Annotated in this window: 19 protein-coding genes and 1 tRNA gene; 12 read left to right on the top strand and 8 right to left on the bottom strand. The window is 60.4% G+C overall.

The window, feature by feature from the left end:
- Positions 1 to 159: 159 nt before the first annotated feature.
- Both AC1RO0_RS22400 and AC1RO0_RS22395 read left to right on the top strand, forming a co-directional pair.
- On the top strand, positions 160 to 987 hold the full coding sequence (locus AC1RO0_RS22400) for an AraC family transcriptional regulator (RefSeq protein WP_498594962.1): 828 nt from the start codon (positions 160 to 162) through the stop codon (positions 985 to 987).
- Between the two features lie 44 nt (positions 988 to 1,031).
- Positions 1,032 to 2,006: an alpha/beta hydrolase family protein gene (locus tag AC1RO0_RS22395; RefSeq protein WP_498594961.1), complete on the top strand. Its 975-nt coding sequence runs from the start codon at positions 1,032 to 1,034 to the stop codon at positions 2,004 to 2,006.
- Between the two features lie 106 nt (positions 2,007 to 2,112).
- Here the strand turns inward: AC1RO0_RS22395 and yidC are convergent, their stop codons facing one another.
- From yidC to rpmH, 3 genes are read right to left on the bottom strand one after another with little or no spacing between them, the layout of a single operon-like run.
- Positions 2,113 to 3,915, bottom strand: coding sequence for a membrane protein insertase YidC (gene yidC / locus AC1RO0_RS22390; protein WP_498594960.1), 1,803 nt, complete (start codon positions 3,913 to 3,915; stop codon positions 2,113 to 2,115).
- Entirely contained in the window at positions 3,915 to 4,316 is a 402-nt protein-coding gene (rnpA, locus tag AC1RO0_RS22385; protein WP_034520160.1) for a ribonuclease P protein component, read from the bottom strand. Before rnpA ends, yidC begins: the two co-directional genes overlap by 1 nt.
- Positions 4,317 to 4,336: 20 nt before the next feature.
- Positions 4,337 to 4,471: a 50S ribosomal protein L34 gene (rpmH, locus tag AC1RO0_RS22380; protein WP_046794124.1), complete on the bottom strand. Its 135-nt coding sequence runs from the start codon at positions 4,469 to 4,471 to the stop codon at positions 4,337 to 4,339.
- 424 nt (positions 4,472 to 4,895) lie between these two features.
- Between rpmH and AC1RO0_RS22375 the strand changes: the two genes are divergently transcribed.
- The 3 genes from AC1RO0_RS22375 (at position 4,896) to AC1RO0_RS22365 (ending at position 8,775) form a co-directional block, all read left to right on the top strand.
- A complete protein-coding gene (locus AC1RO0_RS22375; protein ID WP_498595008.1) occupies positions 4,896 to 6,884 on the top strand; it encodes a HAMP domain-containing methyl-accepting chemotaxis protein in 1,989 nt (662 codons plus the stop codon).
- Between the two features lie 169 nt (positions 6,885 to 7,053).
- Complete coding sequence (locus AC1RO0_RS22370; protein ID WP_498594959.1) at positions 7,054 to 8,574, top strand: ATP-binding protein; 1,521 nt, start codon at positions 7,054 to 7,056, stop codon at positions 8,572 to 8,574.
- Positions 8,575 to 8,698: 124 nt separating this feature from the next.
- A tRNA-Arg gene (locus AC1RO0_RS22365) sits at positions 8,699 to 8,775 on the top strand.
- Between the two features lie 66 nt (positions 8,776 to 8,841).
- On the opposite strand, the gene AC1RO0_RS22360 is transcribed toward AC1RO0_RS22365, so the two are convergent.
- Positions 8,842 to 10,224 carry an MFS transporter gene (locus tag AC1RO0_RS22360; protein WP_498594958.1) on the bottom strand — a complete coding sequence of 461 codons (1,383 nt, stop codon included), beginning with the start codon at positions 10,222 to 10,224 and terminating at the stop codon, positions 8,842 to 8,844.
- Between the two features lie 151 nt (positions 10,225 to 10,375).
- Between AC1RO0_RS22360 and AC1RO0_RS22355 the strand changes: the two genes are divergently transcribed.
- The 4 genes from AC1RO0_RS22355 (at position 10,376) to AC1RO0_RS22340 (ending at position 14,062) form a co-directional block, all read left to right on the top strand.
- Positions 10,376 to 10,801: a winged helix-turn-helix transcriptional regulator gene (locus AC1RO0_RS22355; RefSeq protein WP_498594957.1), complete on the top strand. Its 426-nt coding sequence runs from the start codon at positions 10,376 to 10,378 to the stop codon at positions 10,799 to 10,801.
- Between the two features lie 418 nt (positions 10,802 to 11,219).
- Positions 11,220 to 12,077, top strand: coding sequence for a WcbI family polysaccharide biosynthesis putative acetyltransferase (locus AC1RO0_RS22350; RefSeq protein WP_498594956.1), 858 nt, complete (start codon positions 11,220 to 11,222; stop codon positions 12,075 to 12,077).
- A complete protein-coding gene (locus AC1RO0_RS22345) occupies positions 12,074 to 13,132 on the top strand; it encodes a GSCFA domain-containing protein (protein ID WP_498594955.1) in 1,059 nt (352 codons plus the stop codon). The genes AC1RO0_RS22350 and AC1RO0_RS22345 overlap by 4 nt, the downstream gene beginning before the upstream one ends.
- A gap of 69 nt (positions 13,133 to 13,201) precedes the next feature.
- Positions 13,202 to 14,062, top strand: a complete 861-nt coding sequence (locus AC1RO0_RS22340) for a WcbI family polysaccharide biosynthesis putative acetyltransferase (protein ID WP_498594954.1) — start codon at positions 13,202 to 13,204, stop codon at positions 14,060 to 14,062.
- A gap of 2 nt (positions 14,063 to 14,064) precedes the next feature.
- Here the strand turns inward: AC1RO0_RS22340 and AC1RO0_RS22335 are convergent, their stop codons facing one another.
- Positions 14,065 to 15,621, bottom strand: a complete 1,557-nt coding sequence (locus AC1RO0_RS22335) for an MDR family MFS transporter (RefSeq protein WP_498594953.1) — start codon at positions 15,619 to 15,621, stop codon at positions 14,065 to 14,067.
- The gene (locus tag AC1RO0_RS22330) at positions 15,618 to 16,067 is read right to left on the bottom strand and encodes a MarR family winged helix-turn-helix transcriptional regulator (protein WP_498594952.1); all 450 of its coding nucleotides are present in this window, start codon (positions 16,065 to 16,067) and stop codon (positions 15,618 to 15,620) included. The genes AC1RO0_RS22335 and AC1RO0_RS22330 overlap by 4 nt, the downstream gene beginning before the upstream one ends.
- 138 nt (positions 16,068 to 16,205) lie before the next feature.
- Here AC1RO0_RS22330 and AC1RO0_RS22325 point away from each other — a divergent pair, with 138 nt between their 5' ends.
- Entirely contained in the window at positions 16,206 to 16,712 is a 507-nt protein-coding gene (locus tag AC1RO0_RS22325; RefSeq protein WP_498594951.1) for a BA14K family protein, read from the top strand.
- 47 nt (positions 16,713 to 16,759) lie between these two features.
- Here AC1RO0_RS22325 and AC1RO0_RS22320 read toward each other — a convergent pair whose 3' ends face one another.
- The gene (locus AC1RO0_RS22320) at positions 16,760 to 17,707 is read right to left on the bottom strand and encodes an SDR family oxidoreductase (protein WP_498594950.1); all 948 of its coding nucleotides are present in this window, start codon (positions 17,705 to 17,707) and stop codon (positions 16,760 to 16,762) included.
- A 226-nt stretch (positions 17,708 to 17,933) separates the two neighbouring features.
- Between AC1RO0_RS22320 and AC1RO0_RS22315 the strand changes: the two genes are divergently transcribed.
- Together AC1RO0_RS22315 and AC1RO0_RS22310 are read left to right on the top strand one after the other, a co-directional pair.
- Positions 17,934 to 18,632, top strand: a complete 699-nt coding sequence (locus tag AC1RO0_RS22315) for a class I SAM-dependent methyltransferase (protein ID WP_498594949.1) — start codon at positions 17,934 to 17,936, stop codon at positions 18,630 to 18,632.
- An 11-nt stretch (positions 18,633 to 18,643) separates the two neighbouring features.
- Positions 18,644 to 19,297, top strand: a complete 654-nt coding sequence (locus AC1RO0_RS22310; RefSeq protein WP_498594948.1) for a TetR family transcriptional regulator — start codon at positions 18,644 to 18,646, stop codon at positions 19,295 to 19,297.
- 2 nt (positions 19,298 to 19,299) lie between these two features.
- Here the strand turns inward: AC1RO0_RS22310 and AC1RO0_RS22305 are convergent, their stop codons facing one another.
- A complete protein-coding gene (locus AC1RO0_RS22305; RefSeq protein ID WP_498594947.1) occupies positions 19,300 to 20,229 on the bottom strand; it encodes a LysR family transcriptional regulator in 930 nt (309 codons plus the stop codon).
- Positions 20,230 to 20,260 lie beyond the last annotated feature (31 nt).

The raw sequence follows: 20,260 nt of genomic DNA, 5'->3' as shown, positions 1-20,260 counted from the left end.
GTTCAATTGTTGACTGGCTTCGAGGTTTTGCCGCCGAAAGTCAAGTTTTGATCGGTGTGCCCGTCGATGATCTTCTGGCGATGCATTCTGACTGGCACTCGAAAAAATCCGCAATTGCTGCGCCGCGCGTCCGTAAAGGCCATGCTATTCCTTGGCCTCATGAAGACCAGCACAGAAGAAAACTATCGCCGGCGCATCGCCCGCGTCATCGAAGCGATCATGGTTGATCCATCGGCGCCGCATTCGATCGAAAGCCTGGCTGCCATCGCTCATTTCTCGCCATTCCATTTCCATCGGCTCTATCGCGCGCTGACCGGCGAAAGCATTGCCGCCACGATCCGCCGGGTTCGGCTCGCCCAGGCGGCGCATCGACTGGCCGGCCGCACCGTCTCGGTTACGGAAACGGCATTGGATGCAGGCTACGACAGCTCGCAAAGCTTCGCGCGCGCCTTTCGCAATCTGACCGGGCTTAGTCCGACCGATTTCCAGATGCAGCAACAGTCGATCACGACGAGCCTTCCTCCGGTGACGATCGTCGACCGGCAGCCGGTGACTGTATTCGGTGTGCGTCACGATGGGCCGCTCACAACGATTCCACATAGCTATCGGCGTTTACGGCAATGGTCGTCGGAGCGTGGGATAGCATGGAACGATGTTGCTCGTATTGGCGTCTGCTATGGCGATCCGGATCAGGGTGACGGTTTCCGATATTTTGCCGGGTTGATCCTGTCGAACGATGCGGTGGCGACGGACGGACTTGAACGATGCGACGTGGCGGGCGGGCGCTATGCGCGGCACCGGCTGATCGGCCCCTATGCGCTCATTTCTCCAACGTTTCAAACGCTTTTCGGCGGATGGCTACCGCAAAGCGGCCTCGAGCCTGACGATCGCCCGGCGCTCGAGATCTATCTCAATCACCCAAGGCACGTAGCCAACAGCGAACTCGCTACCGATCTGCTGATTCCGCTTCGCGACGCAGCCGAGTGATGCATTGCGCCAACCCCGTTCGATTTTCATTTTGGGAAAAGAAAATGCGTTTCACAAAGATTCTATGCTTCATTGCCGTCAGCCTGACCGCAACGTGGGCTCACGCAGCGGGCCTGAAATCGTTTGAAGTCCCAGCGGACGCAAGCGGTCCTGCTCTCCGTGCCTTCATCTGGTCGCCCTGCGCCGTTGCGCCGGCGGACATCACGCTTGGACCGATCGTCGTTTCTGGTGTCCGGAATTGCCCAATCGTGGGCGACAATCTGCCGTTGGTCGTCATTTCGCACGGTCATGCCGGCAGCTCTCTCGGCCATCACGATACGGCGGAAACCCTGGCGGATGCGGGCTTCGTCGTCGTCGCCTTGAACCATCCGCGCGACAATTTTTCCGACATGAGCCAATCGGGCGATATATCCGTCTTCGTCGAGCGACCGACAGATATCAAACGTCTCATCGATTTCATGCTGAACGCCTCTCCGGAAGCGGCAAAGATCGATCCGAGCCGCATCGGCTTCTTCGGCTTTTCGCGCGGCGGCTATACCGGCCTGGTTCTTGCCGGAGCGATCCCGGATTTTCACGATCCGCATGTCTCATGCCCGGAACCGGCGCCGATTTGCGGACAGATCCGCCGCAACGAGCTTCCGACGCAGCCGCTGACCCAAGATGCGCGCATCAAGGCTTTGGTCATTGCCGATCCCTTCAGTTTCTTTTCGACCAAGGACAGCCTGAAGAATGTCAAGGTACCCGTTCAGCTCTGGGGCTCGCAACATGGCGGCGACGGCGTGCTGCCGGAAAACGTCGTCGTTCTCACGGGCGACTTGCCGGCAAAGCCCGAATTTCATGTCGTCGCCAATGCGGCACACTTCGCCTTTCTCGCGCCTTGCTCGGCGGCGCTCACCCGGTTGCAGCCGGAGATTTGCAAGGATGCCAACGGCTTTGACAGGGTCGCCTTTCACAAGTCGTTCGATGCGGACGTTCTGTCATTCTTCCGGCGGAACCTGATCGAAGCGGGCAAGCCCTGACCGGCGGCCGGCTTTCAAGGCTACCGGGATCACGAGGAAAACAGATAGCCTCGCGCACGCGATATCCCCCAAAAAGAAAAGCCCCGCTCTCGCGGGGCTTTTTTCGTCATTTCGATGGTGCCGGTTTTCGTTTGAAGAGGCCCTTCAGATTGTCGAAGAGTTCCACCTTCACGCCATGGCGCTTCATGATGAGTGCCTGCTGGATCACCGAGAGCGTATTGTTCCACGCCCAGTAGATCACGAGACCGGCCGGGAAGCTGGCCAGCATGAACATGAATACCAGCGGCATCCAGGTGAAGATCATCGCCTGAGTCGGATCCGGCGGTGTCGGGTTCATACGCATCTGCAGGAACATGGTGATGCCCATGATCAGCGGCCAGACGCCGAGATGCAGGATGGTCGGAGCCGTGAACGGCAGCAGGCCGAAGAGATTGACGATCGAGGTCGGATCGGGAGCGGAAAGGTCCTGGATCCAGCCGAAGAACGGCGCATGGCGCATCTCGATGGTGATATAGATCACCTTGTAGAGCGAGAAGAAGATCGGGATCTGCAGGAGCACCGGCCAGCAGCCGGCGATCGGGTTGATCTTCTCTTCCTTGTAGAGCTGCATGGTTGCCTGTTGCAGCCCCATGCGGTCGTCGCCGAACTTGGCCTTCAGCTCTTCCATCTTCGGCTGCATGCGCTTCATGTTCGCCATCGAAGCGTATTGCTTGCTGGCGAGCGGGAAGAACAGACCCTTGACGACGATAGTCGTGCACAGGATGGCGACGCCGAAATTACCGAAGTAGCGGAAGAAGAAATCCATCAGCTTGAACATCGGCTTGGTGATGAAATAGAACCAGCCCCAGTCGATCAGGCGGTCGAATTTCGGGATCGAATAGCTCGTCTCGTAGCGATCGATGACCGGTACTTCCTTGGCGCCGGCGAAGACGAGGCTCTTCAGCTCCTGCGACTGGCCGGGGGCGACGGTGACGGCGTCCTGCTTATAATCGGCCTGGTAGCGCGGCTGACCATCAGCGAAATGCGAGAAATGCGCGTCATAGGCACCCGACTGCGGCGGCACGATCGTGGCGGCCCAGTACTTGTCGGTGATGCCGAGCCAGCCGCCCGTTGCCTTCGCCGGATTGACGGCTTCCTTTTCGGCGGCGGTATACTTGGTCTCGATCAGGCCGTCGTCGCCGATGACGCCGATGAAGCCTTCATGCAGGACGTAAGCCGATGGCGTGGTCGGCTTGTTGTAGCGGGTCACGCGGCCATAGCTCGACAGCGACACCGGTGCCTGGCCGGCATTGGCGATCTTGTCGGTGATCGTGAACATGTAGCGTTCGTCGACCGAAATGGTGCGGGTAAAGGTAATGCCCTTGTCGTTGGTGTAGGAGAGCGTCACCGGCGTGCTGTCGGTCAGCTTGTTGCCGCTCGCAAGCGTCCACACCGTCGAGGGGCCGGGAACGGCGCCGGTTGCATCGCTGCCGACATAGCCGAGTTCGGTGAAGTAACCGTCCTTGGTGTCGGCCGGGCTGAACAGTGTGATGATCGGGCTGCTCTTGTCGACCGTTTCATGGTAGGCCTTGAGCTGCAGATCGTCGAAGCGGGCGCCTTCCAGATTGATGGAGCCGGACAGCGCGGGCGTGTCGATGGCGACGCGCGAGGCGGCCGACTTGGCAACCGATTGATCGTGGGTCAGCGTCGTCGGTGCGCTCTGGCCGCTCGAGGGCGCTGCGCCGTCTACGGTAGCGCCGGCGGCTGGGTTCTGCGTCGTCTGAGCCTGCTGCGTCTGCTGCTGCAGCTTCGCGGCCTGGTCGGCCTTGCGCTGCGCTTCGAGACGCGGGTTCATGTAGAAAAACTGCCAAGCGAGAACAATCAGCACAGACAGGGCAATTGCTATGAAGTAATTGCGTTTATTTTCCATCATACTTTCCTGGAACGGTCCGTTTCCGGCCGCCGATGTTTCGGCCTGGTTTCGATGCGCTGAACGAGTTCGTTCGCGAGTTTCTCGAAGGATGCGGTCAGCACTTCGCGCCGCGCGACAACCACATAGTCGTGTCCGGGCTGCATTGCAAACCCGGCATGAAGCCGCACGGCTTCCTTCAGCCTGCGCCGCATGCGGTTGCGTTCCACCGCGTTGCCATGTTTTTTGGTAACGGTAAAACCGACGCGGGGTTCGGCATCGGTGAGCTTGCGGTCCAGCGCCTCGATCAGGAAGAGACTTCCCTTGCGCTTTTCGCCCTGGCGGACAGCAAGAAACTGCGGCCGGCTTTTCAGCCGCCCGACAGTCTTTTTGGATCGTTCATTCGTCAATTCGCCCGCCATCTTCTCGGGCATTCCGGCCCTTAGGCCGAAAGACGCTTGCGACCGCGGGCACGGCGGGCGGAAAGAACCTTGCGGCCGCCAGCGGTTGCCATGCGCGCACGGAAACCGTGGCGACGCTTGCGAACAAGCTTGGATGGTTGGTAAGTACGCTTCATTTATTTGATACCGCGGAGTGCGGCCCTTCTTGAGCTTTGCCTTAAAGGCAAGCAGCGTTGTTGATTATGACGAACGGACTTGGCCCGCAAATGCAGGCTCCATACCGAACGTGCGCGGGCTTATACGGATCATGGCCCCGGAAGTCAATTATACGCCCGCAGATTCCTGAAAGCCGGCGTCCTGGGGTAAGGCACCGTTTGTTTTGCCGGCGCAACGGCATTGAGATTCCGGATAGTTGGTAGTTTCGTATTTTATAATATTAAAAGTGTTATTTTTAAATATATACTAAGTACAGGAAAGTGTTTCGAAATTTATATTAAAAATAGCGCAATATAACATTAATGATTTTAGTGGATATTTAGGGGTATTGCGGAAAGCCCAAGTTTTTCGAGGGGATGGCTTCCGCTTGCAGGAGGCATGTCGTTGAAGATTCGTGGCAAGATTAATCTGCTTGTATGTGTGATGGCCGGTGCCGCGCTTTTGATCGGCGTAACCGCCATCTATGCCGTGCACCGATATGAGCGGCAGATGCGGGCCTACGAACAGGCAGCGAGCCGCGCCTATCAGGGCGAGCATCTGAACCGTGTCGTGACCGCCGTGGTCATGGAGGCGCGCGGTATCTATGCATCCGCCACCGCCAAGGATGCCAAGGGCTTCGCCGATGGATTGATGAAGGATCTCGACGAAATCGACAGCACATTCGCCGCCTGGCTGCCAATGGTTCCCGAGGGACAGAAGGCGGAATTCACCAAATTACAGGATCGGGCCAAGGAATTCCGCACATTCCGGTCAGAGACCGTGAGGCTTGCCTTGTCGGACGGTCCGGATGCCGCCAGCAAGCAGGGCAACAATGAGGCCAACCGCGCCAACCGCAAGGCCTTCCAGGCCGAGATCGATGCCGTCGTCAAGGCTGACAAGGCCGAGCTCGCGGCGATCAGCGCCGAAATCGACGCTTTCCAGAAAACGGTCCTTTGGGTTGTGCTCGGTATCACGGTGCTGGGCATCGCCGCGGGCGCCGGCCTCGGCACCTATATCGGCGCCGTGCATCTGAGCCGCCCGATCCGCAGGGTAACGGAGACCATCAAGCTGGTGGCGGACGGCAATTTCGATGTCGAGGTTCCCTTTGCCGGGCGCGCGGATGAAATTGGCGAGATGGCGGCTGCCGTCGATATATTCAAGCAGAACGGCAAGACTGTGCGGCGCATGAATGCCGAGGAAATGACGATGCGTGCCAGGAACGACGATCTGCAGTCCGACATGTCGATCGTCGTTGCGGCGGCGGCGGCCGGCGATTTCAGCCGTCGCATCGACAAGGATTATGAGGACGTCAACCTCAACCGTTTCGCCGGCAACATCAACGAACTCCTGGTGAGCGTGGACACCGGTACCAGCGAGGTTCGCCGCGTCATTGCGAGCCTTGCGGACGGTGATCTGACCCAGACCATGCGGGGGGAATTCCAAGGCGCCTTCGCCGAGCTGCAGCAGAACGTCAACGCCACGCTCATGACCCTGAAGAGCACCATGCGCGAGGTGCGCGAGACGACCGGCTCGATCAACATCAACACCAGCGAACTGGGCCATGCCAGCGACGACCTGTCGCGGCGCACCGAGCAGCAAGCCGCCGCCCTAGAAGAAACGTCCGCGGCGCTCGACGAGATCACCGCCGTGGTGCAAAACTCGACCGAACGGGCGCGGGAGGCGAGCGTCATGGTGACGGATGCCAAGGAAGATGCCGCCCGCTCCGGCACTGTGGTGCGCAATGCCGTCGATGCCATGGGGCGTATCGAGCAGGCGTCCGGCGAGATCAGCCAGATCATCGGCGTCATCGACGAGATCGCTTTCCAGACCAACCTGCTGGCGCTGAATGCCGGCGTCGAGGCAGCCCGTGCCGGTGATGCCGGCAAGGGTTTCGCCGTCGTCGCCCAGGAGGTGCGCGAACTGGCGCAGCGCTCCGCCACCGCCGCCAAGGATATCAAGGCTCTGATCAGCAAATCCGGCAGTGAGGTGCAAGTGGGCGTCAAGTTGGTGCAGGCAACCGGCGAGGCGTTGGCGACCATCGAGGCACGCGTCCTGAAGATCAACGATCATATTCATTCGATCGCGACGGCTGCCCGCGAACAGGCAACCGGCCTCAGCGAGGTCAACAAGGCCGTGAACCAGATGGATGAGGTGACGCAGCGCAATGCCGCCATGGTCGAGGAGACCTCGGCCGCAACGCACCGTCTTTCGTCGGAGGCGGACGGCCTCGTTCGTCTTGTTGCCCGCTTTAAGGTCGACACGGATGCCGTAGCGGCATCCGCGCCGGTCTCGGCGCGCGCTGAGACTCATCGCGCCGTGGCATCGCCGGCGCATCGCATGATCGGCAAAATCGCCAGCGCCTTTGGCGGCGGCGCGGCGGCACAGGAATTCTGATCCGCCAAAACGGTGACGGGAAGGGCGCGGGGCGGCGCCTTTCCCGCGCCTGAAGCGGCCAATCTGGCCGTTTGTCACGGAAGCGATTGGAAAACGCGCCGCAATCCCCTATTATCCGCTTTCGATATGTCGTCATCAGATCGCTTTGCAGCAAAGCGGGACAGCTGAAATGGATAGTGAGCAGGACAGGAACCTCGGCACGGCCAACAAGGCTGAGGTGCGTGGTCATGCCCGTTTCTGTCGGCCGACCGGCATTTTCGGCGGCCTGTCCGGCAAGCTCCTGATCCTTACCATCATCTTCATCCTGCTTGCCGAAGTGCTGATCTTCGTGCCGTCGGTCGCCAATATGCGGCTGCGCTGGCTGGAAGACCGTCTGAACACGGCCGCCGCCGCCGCGACCGTCATCGACGGCCTGCAGCCGGTAGAGCTCCCCCGCGCGCTTCAGAAGGAAACGCTGATGGCGACGGGCACGCGCGCCATCGTGTTGCGCAAGGACGGAACCTCGCGGCTGCTGGCGACCGCCGAGATGCCGGCCTCGGTCGATGAGCAGTACGATCTGAGCAATGTCTCTCTCCCGACGGCGATGCGTGATGCGCTGGACACGCTGCTGTTCGGCGGCAACCGGATCATCCGCGTCTTCGGCCCGGTCGGTGGCGATACCGGCACCGGCATCGAGGTGGTGCTGAAGGACACGCGCTTGCGCAATGCCATGCTCGCCTATTCCGGCAGCGTCTTCCTGATGTCGATCCTGATTTCGCTGTTCACCGCGACCCTGATCTTCTTTGCCATCAACCGCATGATGATCGGCCCGATCCGCCGGCTGACCGACAGCATGCAGGCCTATTCCGACGATCCGGAAGATCCGAGCCGCGTGCTGGTGCCGGACGAAGGACGCGACGAGCTTGCCGTGGCTGGCCGCCATCTCGCCTCCATGCAGTCGCAACTGCAAAAGACGCTGAAGCAGCAGAAGAACCTCGCCGCCCTCGGCCTTGCCGTGTCGAAGATCAACCACGACATGCGCAACATCCTGTCGGCGGCGCAACTGATGTCGGACCGGCTGGTCGATGTCGACGACCCCATGGTCAAGCGCTTCGCGCCGAAGCTCTTGCGCACCATCGACCGCGCCGTCGGTTACACGACCGAGGTTCTCTCCTACGGTCAGACCTCCGAATCAGCGCCACGCCGTCGGCGAGTGCATCTGCACGAGCTGATCGACGAGGTGCGCGATATCCTGGCGATCGATCCCGATGGCGGTATCGAGTTCATCGAGCAGGTGAGCCAGGATCTGGTCGTCGATGCCGATAGCGAACAACTGTTCCGCGTCATCCACAATCTCTGCCGCAACGCCCATCAGGCGCTGGTCGCCTTCGGCGAGTCCACGCCAGACAGTGTCCGCCGCATCACGGTTTCGGGGCATCGTATCGGCAGTGTCGTCGGCATTACCGTCGACGACACCGGCCCGGGCATGCCGCAGAAGGCACGGGAAAACCTGTTTACCGCCTTCCGTGGCTCCGCGCGCTCCGGCGGCACCGGCCTTGGCCTGGCGATTGCCCGCGAGCTGGTGCTGGCCCATGGCGGCACCATTGCACTGGTGGAAAAACCCGCCGCCGGCACGCAGTTTCGCATCGAAATACCGGACCGCCCGGTATCGCTTGACGATTACCGCAGCCGCAGCGCTCACGAAAGCTGAGGTTTTTCAGCTTCTTCGCCTCCGTCTTTGCGAAAATCGCGATCTTTTTCAGAAACCCACTTGCATTCCCAGGAAGGACGCTTTAGAGAACCGCCACGCCAACGGATTACACCGTCTCGGCCACGCACCCGTAGCTCAGCTGGATAGAGCACCAGACTACGAATCTGGGGGTCAGGAGTTCGAATCTCTTCGGGTGCGCCATTTCTTTTTCCTTTACATTAAGCCAGTGGCTTCCAAAACGTCCGTGATGTCATCGGGACGTATCGCTCATTCGCGAGCAGCCTTTCGCCATGGGCCTAATCCCGTCGCGGTCACGGCGAGGCCGATGATGGTTGCGACCACGGGCACGAGCAGCGCCAATCGCAGGGCTTCGAGGCGAGCGTCGGCGTCGGTTTCCGCGCCGAGCGCCAGAACGCCGACGGCGCTTGCCGCTGACAGTCCGAGCGCCGCGCCGAACTGGAAGGCCGTGTTCACGAGGCCGCTGGCCAGACCCTGCTCGTTTTCGTCGATCCCGTCCGTTGCCAGAATGGTCAGCGGGCCGTAGGCGAGCGAGAATGCCAGGCCAAGCAGGATCATCGAGGGGAACATTGCCGCATAGGTCCAGTCGAGGCTCACCTGCAAGAACCAGGCATAGGACAATGCCGCCAGCAGCACCCCGCCGAAAATGACCTTGATATTGCCGAAGCGATTGACCAGCCACGGCGTCACGGTCGGGGCGAGGATGGCGTCGGCGCCGATAGCCAGCAGTGCAAGGCTGGTCTGCAGCGATGTCCAGCCCATCAGCTCCTGCAGGTAGAGCGACACCAGAAACTGGAAGCCGAAGAACGAGCCGGCGAAGAACAAGGCAGCGAGATTGGCGCGGACGAGCGAGCGCGAGCGCAGGATGCCGAGCCGCACTAGCGGCATTGCGACCTTGCGCTGGATGGCGATAAAGGCAATCCAGAGAATTGCGCTCGCGGCAAAGGCGGCAAGCGTCCAGTCGAGGCCATGCGTGGGGTTTTCAAGCCGTGTCACGCCATAGGCGGCGGACAGCATGGCGCCGGCGAGGATGATGGCGCCCAGCATATCGAAGCGCTGGCTATAATCCCTTTGATGGTCGTCGGCGACGAGGCGCGGCGTCAGGATGAAGATGAGGCTGGCAAGAATGACCGGCGCGAAAAACACCCACCGCCAGTCGATGGTGGCAAGCAGGCCACCGGCGACAAGCCCCAGCGAAAAGCCTCCGGCAGCCGTGCCGGCGTAAATGAGCACCGCCTTGTTGCGCTGCGGTCCCTCTGGGAAATTCGCTATGATCAGCGCAAGGCCGGCCGGTGTCATGAAGGCCGAGGCGATGCCGGTGACGAAGCGCGCCGTCAGCAACATCCAGCCTTCGGTGGCAAAACCCCCGAGACCCGAGAAGGCGATGAATACGGCAAGCGCTGAGAGAAATACCCGCCGCTTGCCGAAAATGTCGGCCGCGCGGCCGCCGAGCAGCATGAAGCCGGCATAGCCGAGCACATAGGAGCTGACGACGGCACTGAGCGTCGTGGTCGAAAGGCCCAACTCGGCGCGGATTGCCGGCAAGGCGACATTCAGCATCGCGACATCGATGCCTTCAAGGAAAATCGCTCCGCACAGGACGAGCAGGGCGCCTCTCGCCCCTGCGCTCATGGGCGGCTGCGAAGTCGAGGTGTGAGATAGGGTCGACATGGGTATATGCCCTCACGTTTGATGGTTCGGTATGGAAATGGCAGGTCAATTACTAGGATGCCTGTCAGTTACTTCTTGTAACCGTCATTGAGGTAAGGCATATTCCGAGCCCATGGAAGAAGGCACTTCAAACTCACCGAGTGATTGCGGGAGCACCGACGAGGGCTACGACGTTCTCCAATGGGATCAGCGCGAGGGCTGCGAAGTCCGGCAGATCCTCGACAGGATCGCCGATAAATGGTCGCTGCTGGTCATTGCCCTGCTTGAAAAGCGCACGCTACGGTTCACGGAATTGAAGCGGAGCATCGATGGCGTCAGTCAGCGGATGCTGACCAATACGCTGCGCCATCTGGAGCGTGATGGCATCGTCGAACGCACGGTGTTTCCGGTGGTGCCGCCACGCGTCGAATACAGGCTGACATCGCTCGGCTGCACCTTGCACGAAACGATCCAGTCGCTGGTCAACTGGACGGAAAACAATCAGCGGGACATCATTGAGGCTCGCATCCGCTACGACGCGCGGGAACGGGATCGCTGACCGGATTTCCGCGCGCCGTGGTTGAACTCAAGCCCCGCATGCCCGGCCCCTATGCCTTCCTGTCGTGCGGTTGGACGACACGGCCGCGACCGCTTGCATTCTCAAGCGGTAAATTCATGCCCCGCTGACCGAAATACGAGACGTTCCATAATGATGTGGCGTTAGCCGACTGGGGCCGACGTTATCTGTATAGAATTGCTTGGCCATAGCAAGTTTACTCGTTTCAACGCTCAAATGGTGTTGGAGATTCCATGACTTAGCGCTGAGATATCTGGAGAATAGACCTTCGTCTTTCTCGGAGGTTTCTCTGTTGGTGCTTCCACGTCGCAATATTCGAATAGAGTAGGGGCTATTTATTCGAAATCCGACACGCGATGGCGAGGCTGCTGGAAATTGGCCTGTGCTTAGGGGGCGCGCCGTGGAGCGTTGGTTGTTGATTTCCAATTGCAATACTTATGCGCTTGCGCGTTCGTTGCAGTTGTTGAGCGACAGTTTCGATCTTGATTGTGTGGATGTTTGGCAATTCAAGAGGGAAATGGCGGATTACGCCGAGAAGATTCCGAAATACGATAGGCTGATCATCAATCCCATAGCCGAGCTGATGGGATATGACTTTTCATCGGTGGAAAATCTGCACAAGATTCCGAACCTGGAGTTCGACGCCTACCATCCGGATTTTTGCTTCGCCTGCGCACGCGGCGAACGTATCTACAAGCCTCTGGCCGCCAATCAGTCGATGATCATTCTCGCAGCCTTCCAGGCGGGGCTTAGCGTCGAGAAGACCCGAAGGCTGTTTCGTCGTGACATATATGAGCAAAGCGGCTTCTTCTCGCGCTGGGAGCCGGCGAGAGACAGACTCATCTCCACCTTCGCGGTCTTCGGGATGGATATGACGAACCCCTTCCGGCGCTGGACGCGCGGCGAGAGTTTCATGCATAGCCTGGCGCATCCCAAGGCTCATCCTATCCTCGACGTCGCTCGTACATTCCTCAGGAATCGCGGCATCGAGACGAACAAGACGGATCTGGTGCCTTTCGACACAATCGTGAATGGCGTTTGCCTTCCGGTCTATCCCGAAATAGGCGAATTGTTCGGGGTTCGTGGCTCATACATGTTTAAGGTTTTCGGCGAGTACAAGCTCATCTCGCTGGAGAAACTCATTGAGCTCAGTTTCGAAGCTTACTCAGACTATGGGGCGGATGAGATCACGGTCGAGCCGGGCTATCTCTCGCGTTTCAACCGCGTAAAACAGGCGATAGCGGAGGCAGATGCATGAGCAATCCATATTCCACGATCAATGACTATCAGTTGTGGCGTCGGTCCGTTGCGCGGGTGGAGACGCATATGTTCGATCCGATCGTCAATCCGAGATTCAAGATCGACAGGCAAGTGAAAGTCGCAACCGCCGGGAGTTGTTTTGCGCAGCATATCTCGCGTCAAATTCAACGGATCGGCTTTCATTACTTCATCTCCGAGAAGGGCGAGCATTTGTCCGATGCGGAAAGGTCCAAGCGAAATTTCGGCGTCTTCTCGGCGCGCTATGGGAATATCTATACGGCTCGGCAGTTGCTTCAGCTTTTTGATGAGGTCTTCGAAGGGCGCGAACCGGTGGAGAAAGCCTGGTTGCGCAAGGATGGAAGGTTCGTCGATCCTTACCGTCCGCAGATCGAGCCGGACGGCTATGAAAGCCCGGACGCCGTCGTCGAGGCGCGCCGTTCACATCTTGCGGCCGTGCGGTCGGTATTCCTCGATTCCGATGTTCTGGTCTTCACGCTGGGTCTGACGGAATCGTGGCGATCGAAGGCGGATGGATCCGTCTTTCCTCTTGCGCCGGGGGTGACCGCGGGGTCGTTCGATCCGGACCGGTATGAATTCGTCAATTTCACCGTGGAAGAGGTCGACCGTCATCTGTCGCTGTTCCTGAAGAAATTGAAGGAGGTCAATCCTCGGGTAAAGGTGCTTCTCACCGTTTCCCCGGTGCCGCTGGTGGCGACCTATGAGAACCGGAACGTCCTGGTTTCGACGACCTATAGTAAGGCCGTGCTGCGCGTGGTGGCAGAGCAGATGCTCTCGCGCTTTGACTGGGTCGACTATTTCCCCTCCTACGAGATCATCACCGGAAGCTATGCCGGCGGCCTCTATTATGAAGACGACTACCGCGAGGTAAACCATCTCGGTGTAGCGCATGTGATGCGGTGCTTTGTCAGGAACTACGTCTCGCAGCCCAGCAAGGAAGCCGAGCCCAAAGCCGTGATGCTGCCGCCGCCTCCCGAAACCGAATATCAAACCGTGGTCTGCGACGAACGAGAGATCGAGATGTTGCGCCCCTGACGCAGCCGGAACCGGTAGCCGGCTTATGGGAGATGTTTAGAGGCATATGGATATCATTGGGAGCCTGCCGTGGAAGCATGGTTGATTATTTCGAATGCCCAGACGTTCGGCCTTGCAAACTCCATGAGGTTGCTGACCAATGACGTGAAGATCGATCACGTCGATGTCTGGACGCTTCGGGCAAGTCTGGACCATTTCGTTCAAACGATTCCCACATACGACAGGATCGTGATCCATCCCCAGATCGAGCATGGATATTATGATTTCTCCTCGGTGGAAAAGCTGAGCCGAATTCCGTCCATACAATTTGATGCCTACCATCCGGACATCTGTTTTGTCGGCGCGCGAGGACAGCTCATCAACGGTCCGATGGGCGCTTATCACTCCATGATCGCGCTGGCCGGCTTTCGAGCGGGATTGAGTGCCGAGAGAACGCGAGCCTTGTTTCGGCGCGATATATTCGAGCGAAGCGGATTCTTTTCCCGCTGGGAGAGCGAGCGAAAGAAGCTGCTGGAAAGCTTTGCCGCGCATGGGCTTGATATAGCGGACTCGTTTAGAACTTGGTCACGGCGCGAGAGCTTCATGTATGGCATAGACCACTCCAAGGCTCGCCCGATCCGTGATATCGCGCGCGTCTTCTTGCGGCAGTGCGGTATTGAAACAAACCAGACCGATATCGTGCCCGCCGACGTCATCATGGCTGGATGTTGTTTTCCAGTCTATCCGGAGGTGGCTGAGGTTTTGGGAGTCGAGGGCTCCTATATGTTCAAGCCGCATCAGGACTACAGGCTCATTTCGCTGGAGAAATTTATCGAGCAGAGCTTCGCCTTGTATGGGAAATATTCCCCCGAGGAGATCCTGCCAGGCCCTCTTTTCACTGAGCGCTACGATCGCGTCAGATCCATTGTGGCGGAAGAAAATTTACAGTGATTTCAACGTTCTGGCCTGGCACCCTCGCCGTGGTCCGCTCTCAGCGGAAGTTCCGGCAGGAACAATAGCGCAATCAGCGCCAGTGCCACGATGACGGTTCCGGTGGCGAAGGTCATGGCGATGGCGTGGCGGTAGAGCGCGATCGCCGCGGCATGGGCTTCCGGCGATGCCGTGGCGAGCTGCTTCAGCCCGCTATCGGTCAGCGACGACATGTCCAGGCTGCCCGAGGTTCCGGTCGCCTGTTGCACGCGATAGGCCAGGATGGCGCCGGAGCCGGTGACGCCGATCAGGCCACCGAGCGAACGGAAGAAGGCAAGCGTCGCGGTGCCGACACCACGATGGGCGAGGGGCAGGGCGTTCTGTACCGCGATCGTCATCGTCGGCATCACCAGCCCAAGCCCCAGCCCGAGCGCAAAGATCGAGGGTTCGATGACGGCGAACCCCTGGCTCTCGGCGGCGGCCCATGCAAGCATCGCGAAGGCCACGGTTGCAAGGCCAAGACCGAAAAGCTGGGCCGGCTTGTAGCGGCCCGAGCGTTGCAGAAGCACGCGTCCGTTGAACATCGAGGAGATGACAAAGCCGACCATCAGCGGTCCGGTCAGAAGGCCGGATTGCGAGGGACTGACACCCATGACCATCTGGAAGAACAGCGGAAAGAACAGGCTCGCGCCGAGCATGCCCATGAAGGTCAGGGCGAGCACAAGGCAGGCAATGACGAACAGACGGTTGCGGAAGAGATCGGGTGGCAACACCGGCTCCGGTTCGCGGCGGACATGGAAGACGAAGAAGACGGTGAGGATGAGGGAGGCGGCCGACAGGCCGATAATCTGCGGCGAATGCCAGGCCCATTCGTTACCGCCAAGCGCGAGCACCAGCAGGAAGCCGGTGGTGCAGGCGGTCAAGAGTGCCGCCCCGAGATAGTCGATGCGGCGGCTGCGCGCCTGATGCGGCCGCTTCATGGCACGGCCGATCATGACAAGGGCGACCGCGCCGATCGGCAGGTTGACAAAGAAGATCCAGTGCCAGGAGAGCAGGTCGGTGATGACGCCACCGACGATCGGGCCGATGACGCTGCAGACGGCGAAGACGGCGGCGATCGAGCCCTGGCTGCGGCCGCGCCTGGCCGGCGGCACCAGGTCGCCGATGATGATCTGCGCAAGCGGCATCAGCCCGCCGGCGCCAATGCCCTGAATGGCGCGGAAGATGATGAGCTGAAGCAATGTCTGCGCCATGCCGCTGAGGACAGAGCCGAGAAGGAAGATCAGGATCGCCGCGTAGATCATCGGCTTACGGCCATATTGGTCGCTGAGTTTGCCGTAGAGCGGCATGGTGCTGGTCGAGGCCAGCACATAGGCGCTGACCACCCAGGAGAGATGCGTCACGCCGCCGAGATCGCTGACAATGCGCGGCAGGGCTGTGGCGACGATGCTCTGGTCGATGGCGGCGAGACCGAGCACGATCATCAGGCCGAGGATGACGGCGCGGATTTCACGGCGGTCGGGCGGGTCGCTTTCGCTCAGTGCCGGTTGCAGCGCGGCTTGCTGATTGCGTGAGGTCATTGTCCGATGGCTCCGAGCGGGCCGATGGCGGCGCGAATGGCGGCGCGCGCTTCGGGCGACAGTTTTGCGAGTTCGGAGGCGAGCCAGTCGGTCCGCCTTTGCTTGATGCTCTGGATCAGGGTCCACCCCTTGTCGGTGGCGATCAGGCCGTTGCGCCGCCGGTCTTGCGGATCGGGCGCGGCGCGGGCGACGAGGCCCTCGCGTTCCATGGCCTTGATGTGCCCTGATATCGTCGGCCCACGCAGCTTTTCCAGCCGGGCCAACTCGGCGACGCCGATGCCCGGTTGCCGGACGATCCCGACGAGAAGAAGCGCCTGCAGCGGCGAGATACCAGTGTCGCCGGTCTCGCGTTTTAGTTGGCGATGAAGGCGATGCAGAGCCGGGCGCAGCGCTTCGGCGAGTGCCATAGCCTCTTCAATGTCGTTGGCGTGCCCGGTTTCATGCATGCGTTCAGATCCTATAAATAGGTAGGCTTCCTATCTATATAGATATTACGCTGTTCAAGTTTGCGCAAGCGGTCGAATCCTTGGGAACCTTTTTCAATCATTGCGCGTTTTCTGAGGTCGTTGGGACTTGAGAGGAGAATGACAGTGAGGAGATTATTGTCGGCGGTGTCAGCCACCGCCTTGAGTGTTTTGCTTGCCGTTTCGTCCATCAATCCAGTCGCTGCGGGGCCAATCCAACCCCTGCCGCAGCCACTGACCTTGCAGACGAACGGGACCTTGCAGACGACCGGCCAGGCCAATGGCGTGACCGAGGTACAGTATCGTCATCACCGACCGCACTATCGCCCGCATTACCGGCCGCATCATCGTCCGTACTATCGCCCCGGCTATCATCATCGCCCGGGCTATTGGCAGGGCCATCGCGGCTATCGCTACGGACGCCCCGGCTATCGCCGCTATCATGATGGCTGGTGGTATCCGATGGCCGCCTTCACCGCGGGCGCGATCGTGGGCGGTGCTGTTGCCCGCCCATCGCACGGGACTGCGCACGCTCGCTGGTGCGCCAACCGGTATCGGTCGTATCGTGCCTCCGACAACACCTATCAGCCGACCAATGGTCCGCGCCGGCAGTGCGTCGTGCGGTGATTTGGCATAGAAAACCCTCTCCCCGTTTTGCGGGGAGAGGGGCAATATCACGCTATAGCCGGCACCGGCATCTTCAATCCCGTCAACTGCTCCGATACCTCCCAAAGCCGCCGCCACATGGCTTTGTTCTGGGCATAGGGCACGATCTTGGCACGCACGGGCGGGCCTTTCAGCTCGTAGAAACCATCAGGACCATACATGACGCCGCCCTCGGCAATGGGCGAGGTGGCGGCGAACAGTGTCGGCAAGGCGCCGCCCGCCGCTGAATGCGACAGGATCGGCTCTATCGCCTTGCTAAGCAGCTCAAGCAAGCCCGGCCTGTTCCGGCCCATGCGAGGGCCGGTGCTTTGCAGGCCAGTGATCGCGAAGCCGGGATGGGCCGCCATGCTCGTGAGGTTCCAGCCCTCGGCGCGGGCAATCCGGTCGAGTTCGAGGCTGAATATCAGTGTCGCCAGCTTCGACTGGCAATAGGCGCGCCATGCGCTGTAGCTCTCCTCCCAGTGCAGGTCGTCGAATTTGATCTTGCCGCTGCGGTGCGCCAGGCTGCTCACGGTGATGACGCGCGCATTGCCGGCGGCAAGGACTTTGGGCAGCAGCCGCATGGTCAACGCAAAGTGACCGATATAATTCGCGCCCATCTGCATCTCGAAACCGTCCTCGGTCTCATGACGGTCCGGAATGGCCATGACGCCGGCATTGTTGATGAGCAGGTCGATTCGGGGCGTGGACGCGGCGATGCGCGTGGCGGCACGGGCCACGGAAACGAGGCTGGCGAGATCGAGCGGCTCGAAGGCGACATCGGCGCCGGGTATTGCGGCGCGGATCTCGGCCAGCACTTCAGCGCCTTTTCTCTCGTTGCGCGACGCGATGATCACCCGGGCGCCGGCGCCCGCCAGCGCCTTGGCGGCTTCATAACCGATGCCGCTGGTGGCGCCGGTGATGACGGCGACGCGGCCGGTCTGCGAGGGAATGTCTTTCACGGTCCAGTCGGGCATTGCGAGTCTCCAAGGGGAAGAGTTTCGTTATTTCTGTATCTGATTAATTATTGCACTAAGCGCAAAAATACAATAGTTAAAAAAATGCATTGATTATGAACCGCTATTATGGTTCTCATGCCGCTGATTTCAGCGACGGTTTGTTGCTGTGCCTTCGAATTGCCACGCTGCTCGTGGCGTGATCACGCCACAATTGGTGTTCTTGGCCGCAGATGGGACTAACGGAATGACGACAAAGACGACATGCTCCGATTTCGTGCAGTTCTTCCGCTCCTGGGTGAGCGACCCCATGCGGGTTGCGGCAATTGCGCCGTCCGGCGAACGACTGGCGCGGCTGATGACGCAGGAGATCGAGCCGCTCGACGGTCCGGTCCTTGAGCTCGGTCCCGGCACCGGTGTTTTCACGCGGGCATTGCTGGCGCGCGGCGTTTCCGAATGCGATTTGACCCTGATCGAGTTCGGCGAGGAATTCGCCGTTCCGCTGCGCGGCCGTTTTCCTCAAGCGCGCGTGGTGCAGATGGATGCGGCGCAGCTCGGCCAATGCGGCCTGTTTGCCGGTGCGCCATTCGGCGCGGTTATCAGCGGCCTGCCACTGCTTTCCATGCCTCCTGAGAAGATCACCGCGATTGTCGGAGGCGCTTTCGCGACGATGAAGCCCGGCGGCTCCTTCTATCAATTCACCTACGGTCCGCGCTGTCCGGTGCCACGGCCGATCCTCGATCGCCTCGGCCTGAAGGCAACGCGCGTCGGCGGCACCGTGCGCAACATTCCGCCGGCGGGCGTCTATCGCATATCGCGTGGAAAACCGCTGGAGCTCTCGATTGACGGCTCCGAATATCGTAGCACGAATGAGAATGTCGGAATCGCCGCCTATGCGGCTGAGACCGGCCCGGCCGATGTGGGACGGCCGGAAGCGGGGGCATAGCGGGGCAGTTCATGACGGATGTTCAGGAGATCGATGGTGCCGTGAAGGAAGGCCGGCGTGAACGCAAACGCCGCCAGACACGGGAGCGCATCGAGGCGGCGGCGCTGGCCCTGTTTCTCGAACGCGGCTTTGACGGCACGACGATCGAGGACATCACTGAAGCCGCCGATGTCTCCAAGCGCAGTTTCTTCGACTATTTTCCAAGCAAGGAAGAAGTGGTCTTCGCCTGGCAGGACAATTTTGCCGACGAACTGGCCGACGCTGTCGCCGCGCAGCCCAAGGATGCGTCGATCGTCGCGGTCATCGAAGGCGCTCTGACGTCGGCGCTGGTTGCCGCTATGGCCGATCCCCAGAGTCTCGCTATCGGTGCTCTGATCCACGATACGCCGGTGCTGAGCGCCCGCCATCAGCTGAAATATGCGAAGCTCGAGACGAAATTGACGGATGCGCTGTATGCCCGATCAGGCGGCGGCGAGGGGGAGTTGCTTCGCCTGCGCCTGCTATCGGCGATCGTCGTCAGCACTGTACGCATCGGTGGCGAGCGCTGGAACGAAAGGCCGCAGGATCTGCCCTTGCAGGAGTTTGCCCAGGATTTATTCAGGGAACTCTGGGCTACCCTTGCCGATCTCGGCGCGCTGGTGCGCCAACGTGACCCCAATCGCTGATGTCAGGCGAGGGCGCCCGCTGTTTGCGGCAGTTCGACCTGTCGACGCTGGCGCAGGAAGTCGATGAACGCCCTGAGCTTTGCCGGGACGCGGCGGCGATCGGGGTAATAAAGCGCCAGTCCCGCCAGTGACGGGCTCCAGTCGGAGAGCACACGCACCAGCCGCCCGTCATCGAGAAAGCGATCGATATAGCCGTTGATCATATAGGCGATGCCGATGCCGTCGAGCGCCGCCTGCGTTAGCGCGGCGGAATCGTTGAGGATCAGCCGGCCGTTGACCGCAAGCTCGATCTTCTCGCCGTCCTTTTCGAATTCCCACCGTTCGACCTGCCCGCTGGAGGAATGGCGAAAGCCGATGCAATTGTGGTGCAGCAGATCCCGCGGATGTCTGGGGATGCCGTATCGGCCGAGATAGCCGGGTGCCGCTATGATATGGGCCGAGATCGCCGGCCCGATCTTCACCGTCACCATGTCGCGTTGCACGAGGTCGCCGAAGCGGATGCCGGCATCGAACCCTTGGCCGACGATATCGACCAGCGATCCCTCGATGCGTACCTCCAGCTCGATCTCCGGATAGGCATCGAGGAAATCGCGCAGGATCGGTTGAAGCGCAATCATGTAGCCTGAACGCGCCACGTTGATGCGCAGCAGTCCGGCGGGCTTGTCGACAGATTCGCCAAGCTCCTGGGCGGCGGCCGTCAGATCGTGCACGGCGGGAACGACACGCTCGAGATAGCGCAAACCCGCCTCGGTGAGGCTGACGCTGCGGGTGGTGCGATTGAAGAGCGCCAGCCGCATCCGGCCTTCGAGCTTACTGATCGACTGGCTGACTGCCGAGGGTGATACGCCGAGCCGCACAGCTGCGGCCGAAAAGCTCTTTTCCTCCGCGACGGTAACGAAGGTCACCAGCCCGTCCAACATATCCTGACGCATCCATGCTCTCCGAACGACGTTTTGCTTCGTT

The sequence above is a fragment of the Rhizobium sp. GW821-FHT14E12 genome (assembly GCF_058803745.1).
Note: the sequence above shows the minus strand (reverse complement) of the source record. Positions and strands in the feature narration are given on the sequence as shown.

Bases quoted from the DNA above. Each gene is read 5' to 3' on its own strand.
- AC1RO0_RS22400 (WP_498594962.1), top strand. From the start codon at position 160: ATGAAGACCAGCACAGAAGAAAACTATCGCCGGCGCATCGCCCGCGTC.
- AC1RO0_RS22395 (WP_498594961.1), top strand. From the start codon at position 1,032: ATGCGTTTCACAAAGATTCTATGCTTCATTGCCGTCAGCCTGACCGCA.
- yidC (WP_498594960.1), bottom strand. From the start codon at position 3,915: ATGGAAAATAAACGCAATTACTTCATAGCAATTGCCCTGTCTGTGCTG.
- rnpA (WP_034520160.1), bottom strand. From the start codon at position 4,316: ATGGCGGGCGAATTGACGAATGAACGATCCAAAAAGACTGTCGGGCGG.
- rpmH (WP_046794124.1), bottom strand. From the start codon at position 4,471: ATGAAGCGTACTTACCAACCATCCAAGCTTGTTCGCAAGCGTCGCCAC.
- AC1RO0_RS22370 (WP_498594959.1), top strand. From the start codon at position 7,054: ATGGATAGTGAGCAGGACAGGAACCTCGGCACGGCCAACAAGGCTGAG.
- AC1RO0_RS22360 (WP_498594958.1), bottom strand. From the start codon at position 10,224: ATGAGCGCAGGGGCGAGAGGCGCCCTGCTCGTCCTGTGCGGAGCGATT.
- AC1RO0_RS22355 (WP_498594957.1), top strand. From the start codon at position 10,376: ATGGAAGAAGGCACTTCAAACTCACCGAGTGATTGCGGGAGCACCGAC.
- AC1RO0_RS22345 (WP_498594955.1), top strand. From the start codon at position 12,074: ATGAGCAATCCATATTCCACGATCAATGACTATCAGTTGTGGCGTCGG.
- AC1RO0_RS22335 (WP_498594953.1), bottom strand. From the start codon at position 15,621: ATGACCTCACGCAATCAGCAAGCCGCGCTGCAACCGGCACTGAGCGAA.
- AC1RO0_RS22330 (WP_498594952.1), bottom strand. From the start codon at position 16,067: ATGCATGAAACCGGGCACGCCAACGACATTGAAGAGGCTATGGCACTC.
- AC1RO0_RS22325 (WP_498594951.1), top strand. From the start codon at position 16,206: ATGACAGTGAGGAGATTATTGTCGGCGGTGTCAGCCACCGCCTTGAGT.
- AC1RO0_RS22320 (WP_498594950.1), bottom strand. From the start codon at position 17,707: ATGCCCGACTGGACCGTGAAAGACATTCCCTCGCAGACCGGCCGCGTC.
- AC1RO0_RS22315 (WP_498594949.1), top strand. From the start codon at position 17,934: ATGACGACAAAGACGACATGCTCCGATTTCGTGCAGTTCTTCCGCTCC.
- AC1RO0_RS22310 (WP_498594948.1), top strand. From the start codon at position 18,644: ATGACGGATGTTCAGGAGATCGATGGTGCCGTGAAGGAAGGCCGGCGT.
- AC1RO0_RS22305 (WP_498594947.1), bottom strand. From the start codon at position 20,229: ATGCGTCAGGATATGTTGGACGGGCTGGTGACCTTCGTTACCGTCGCG.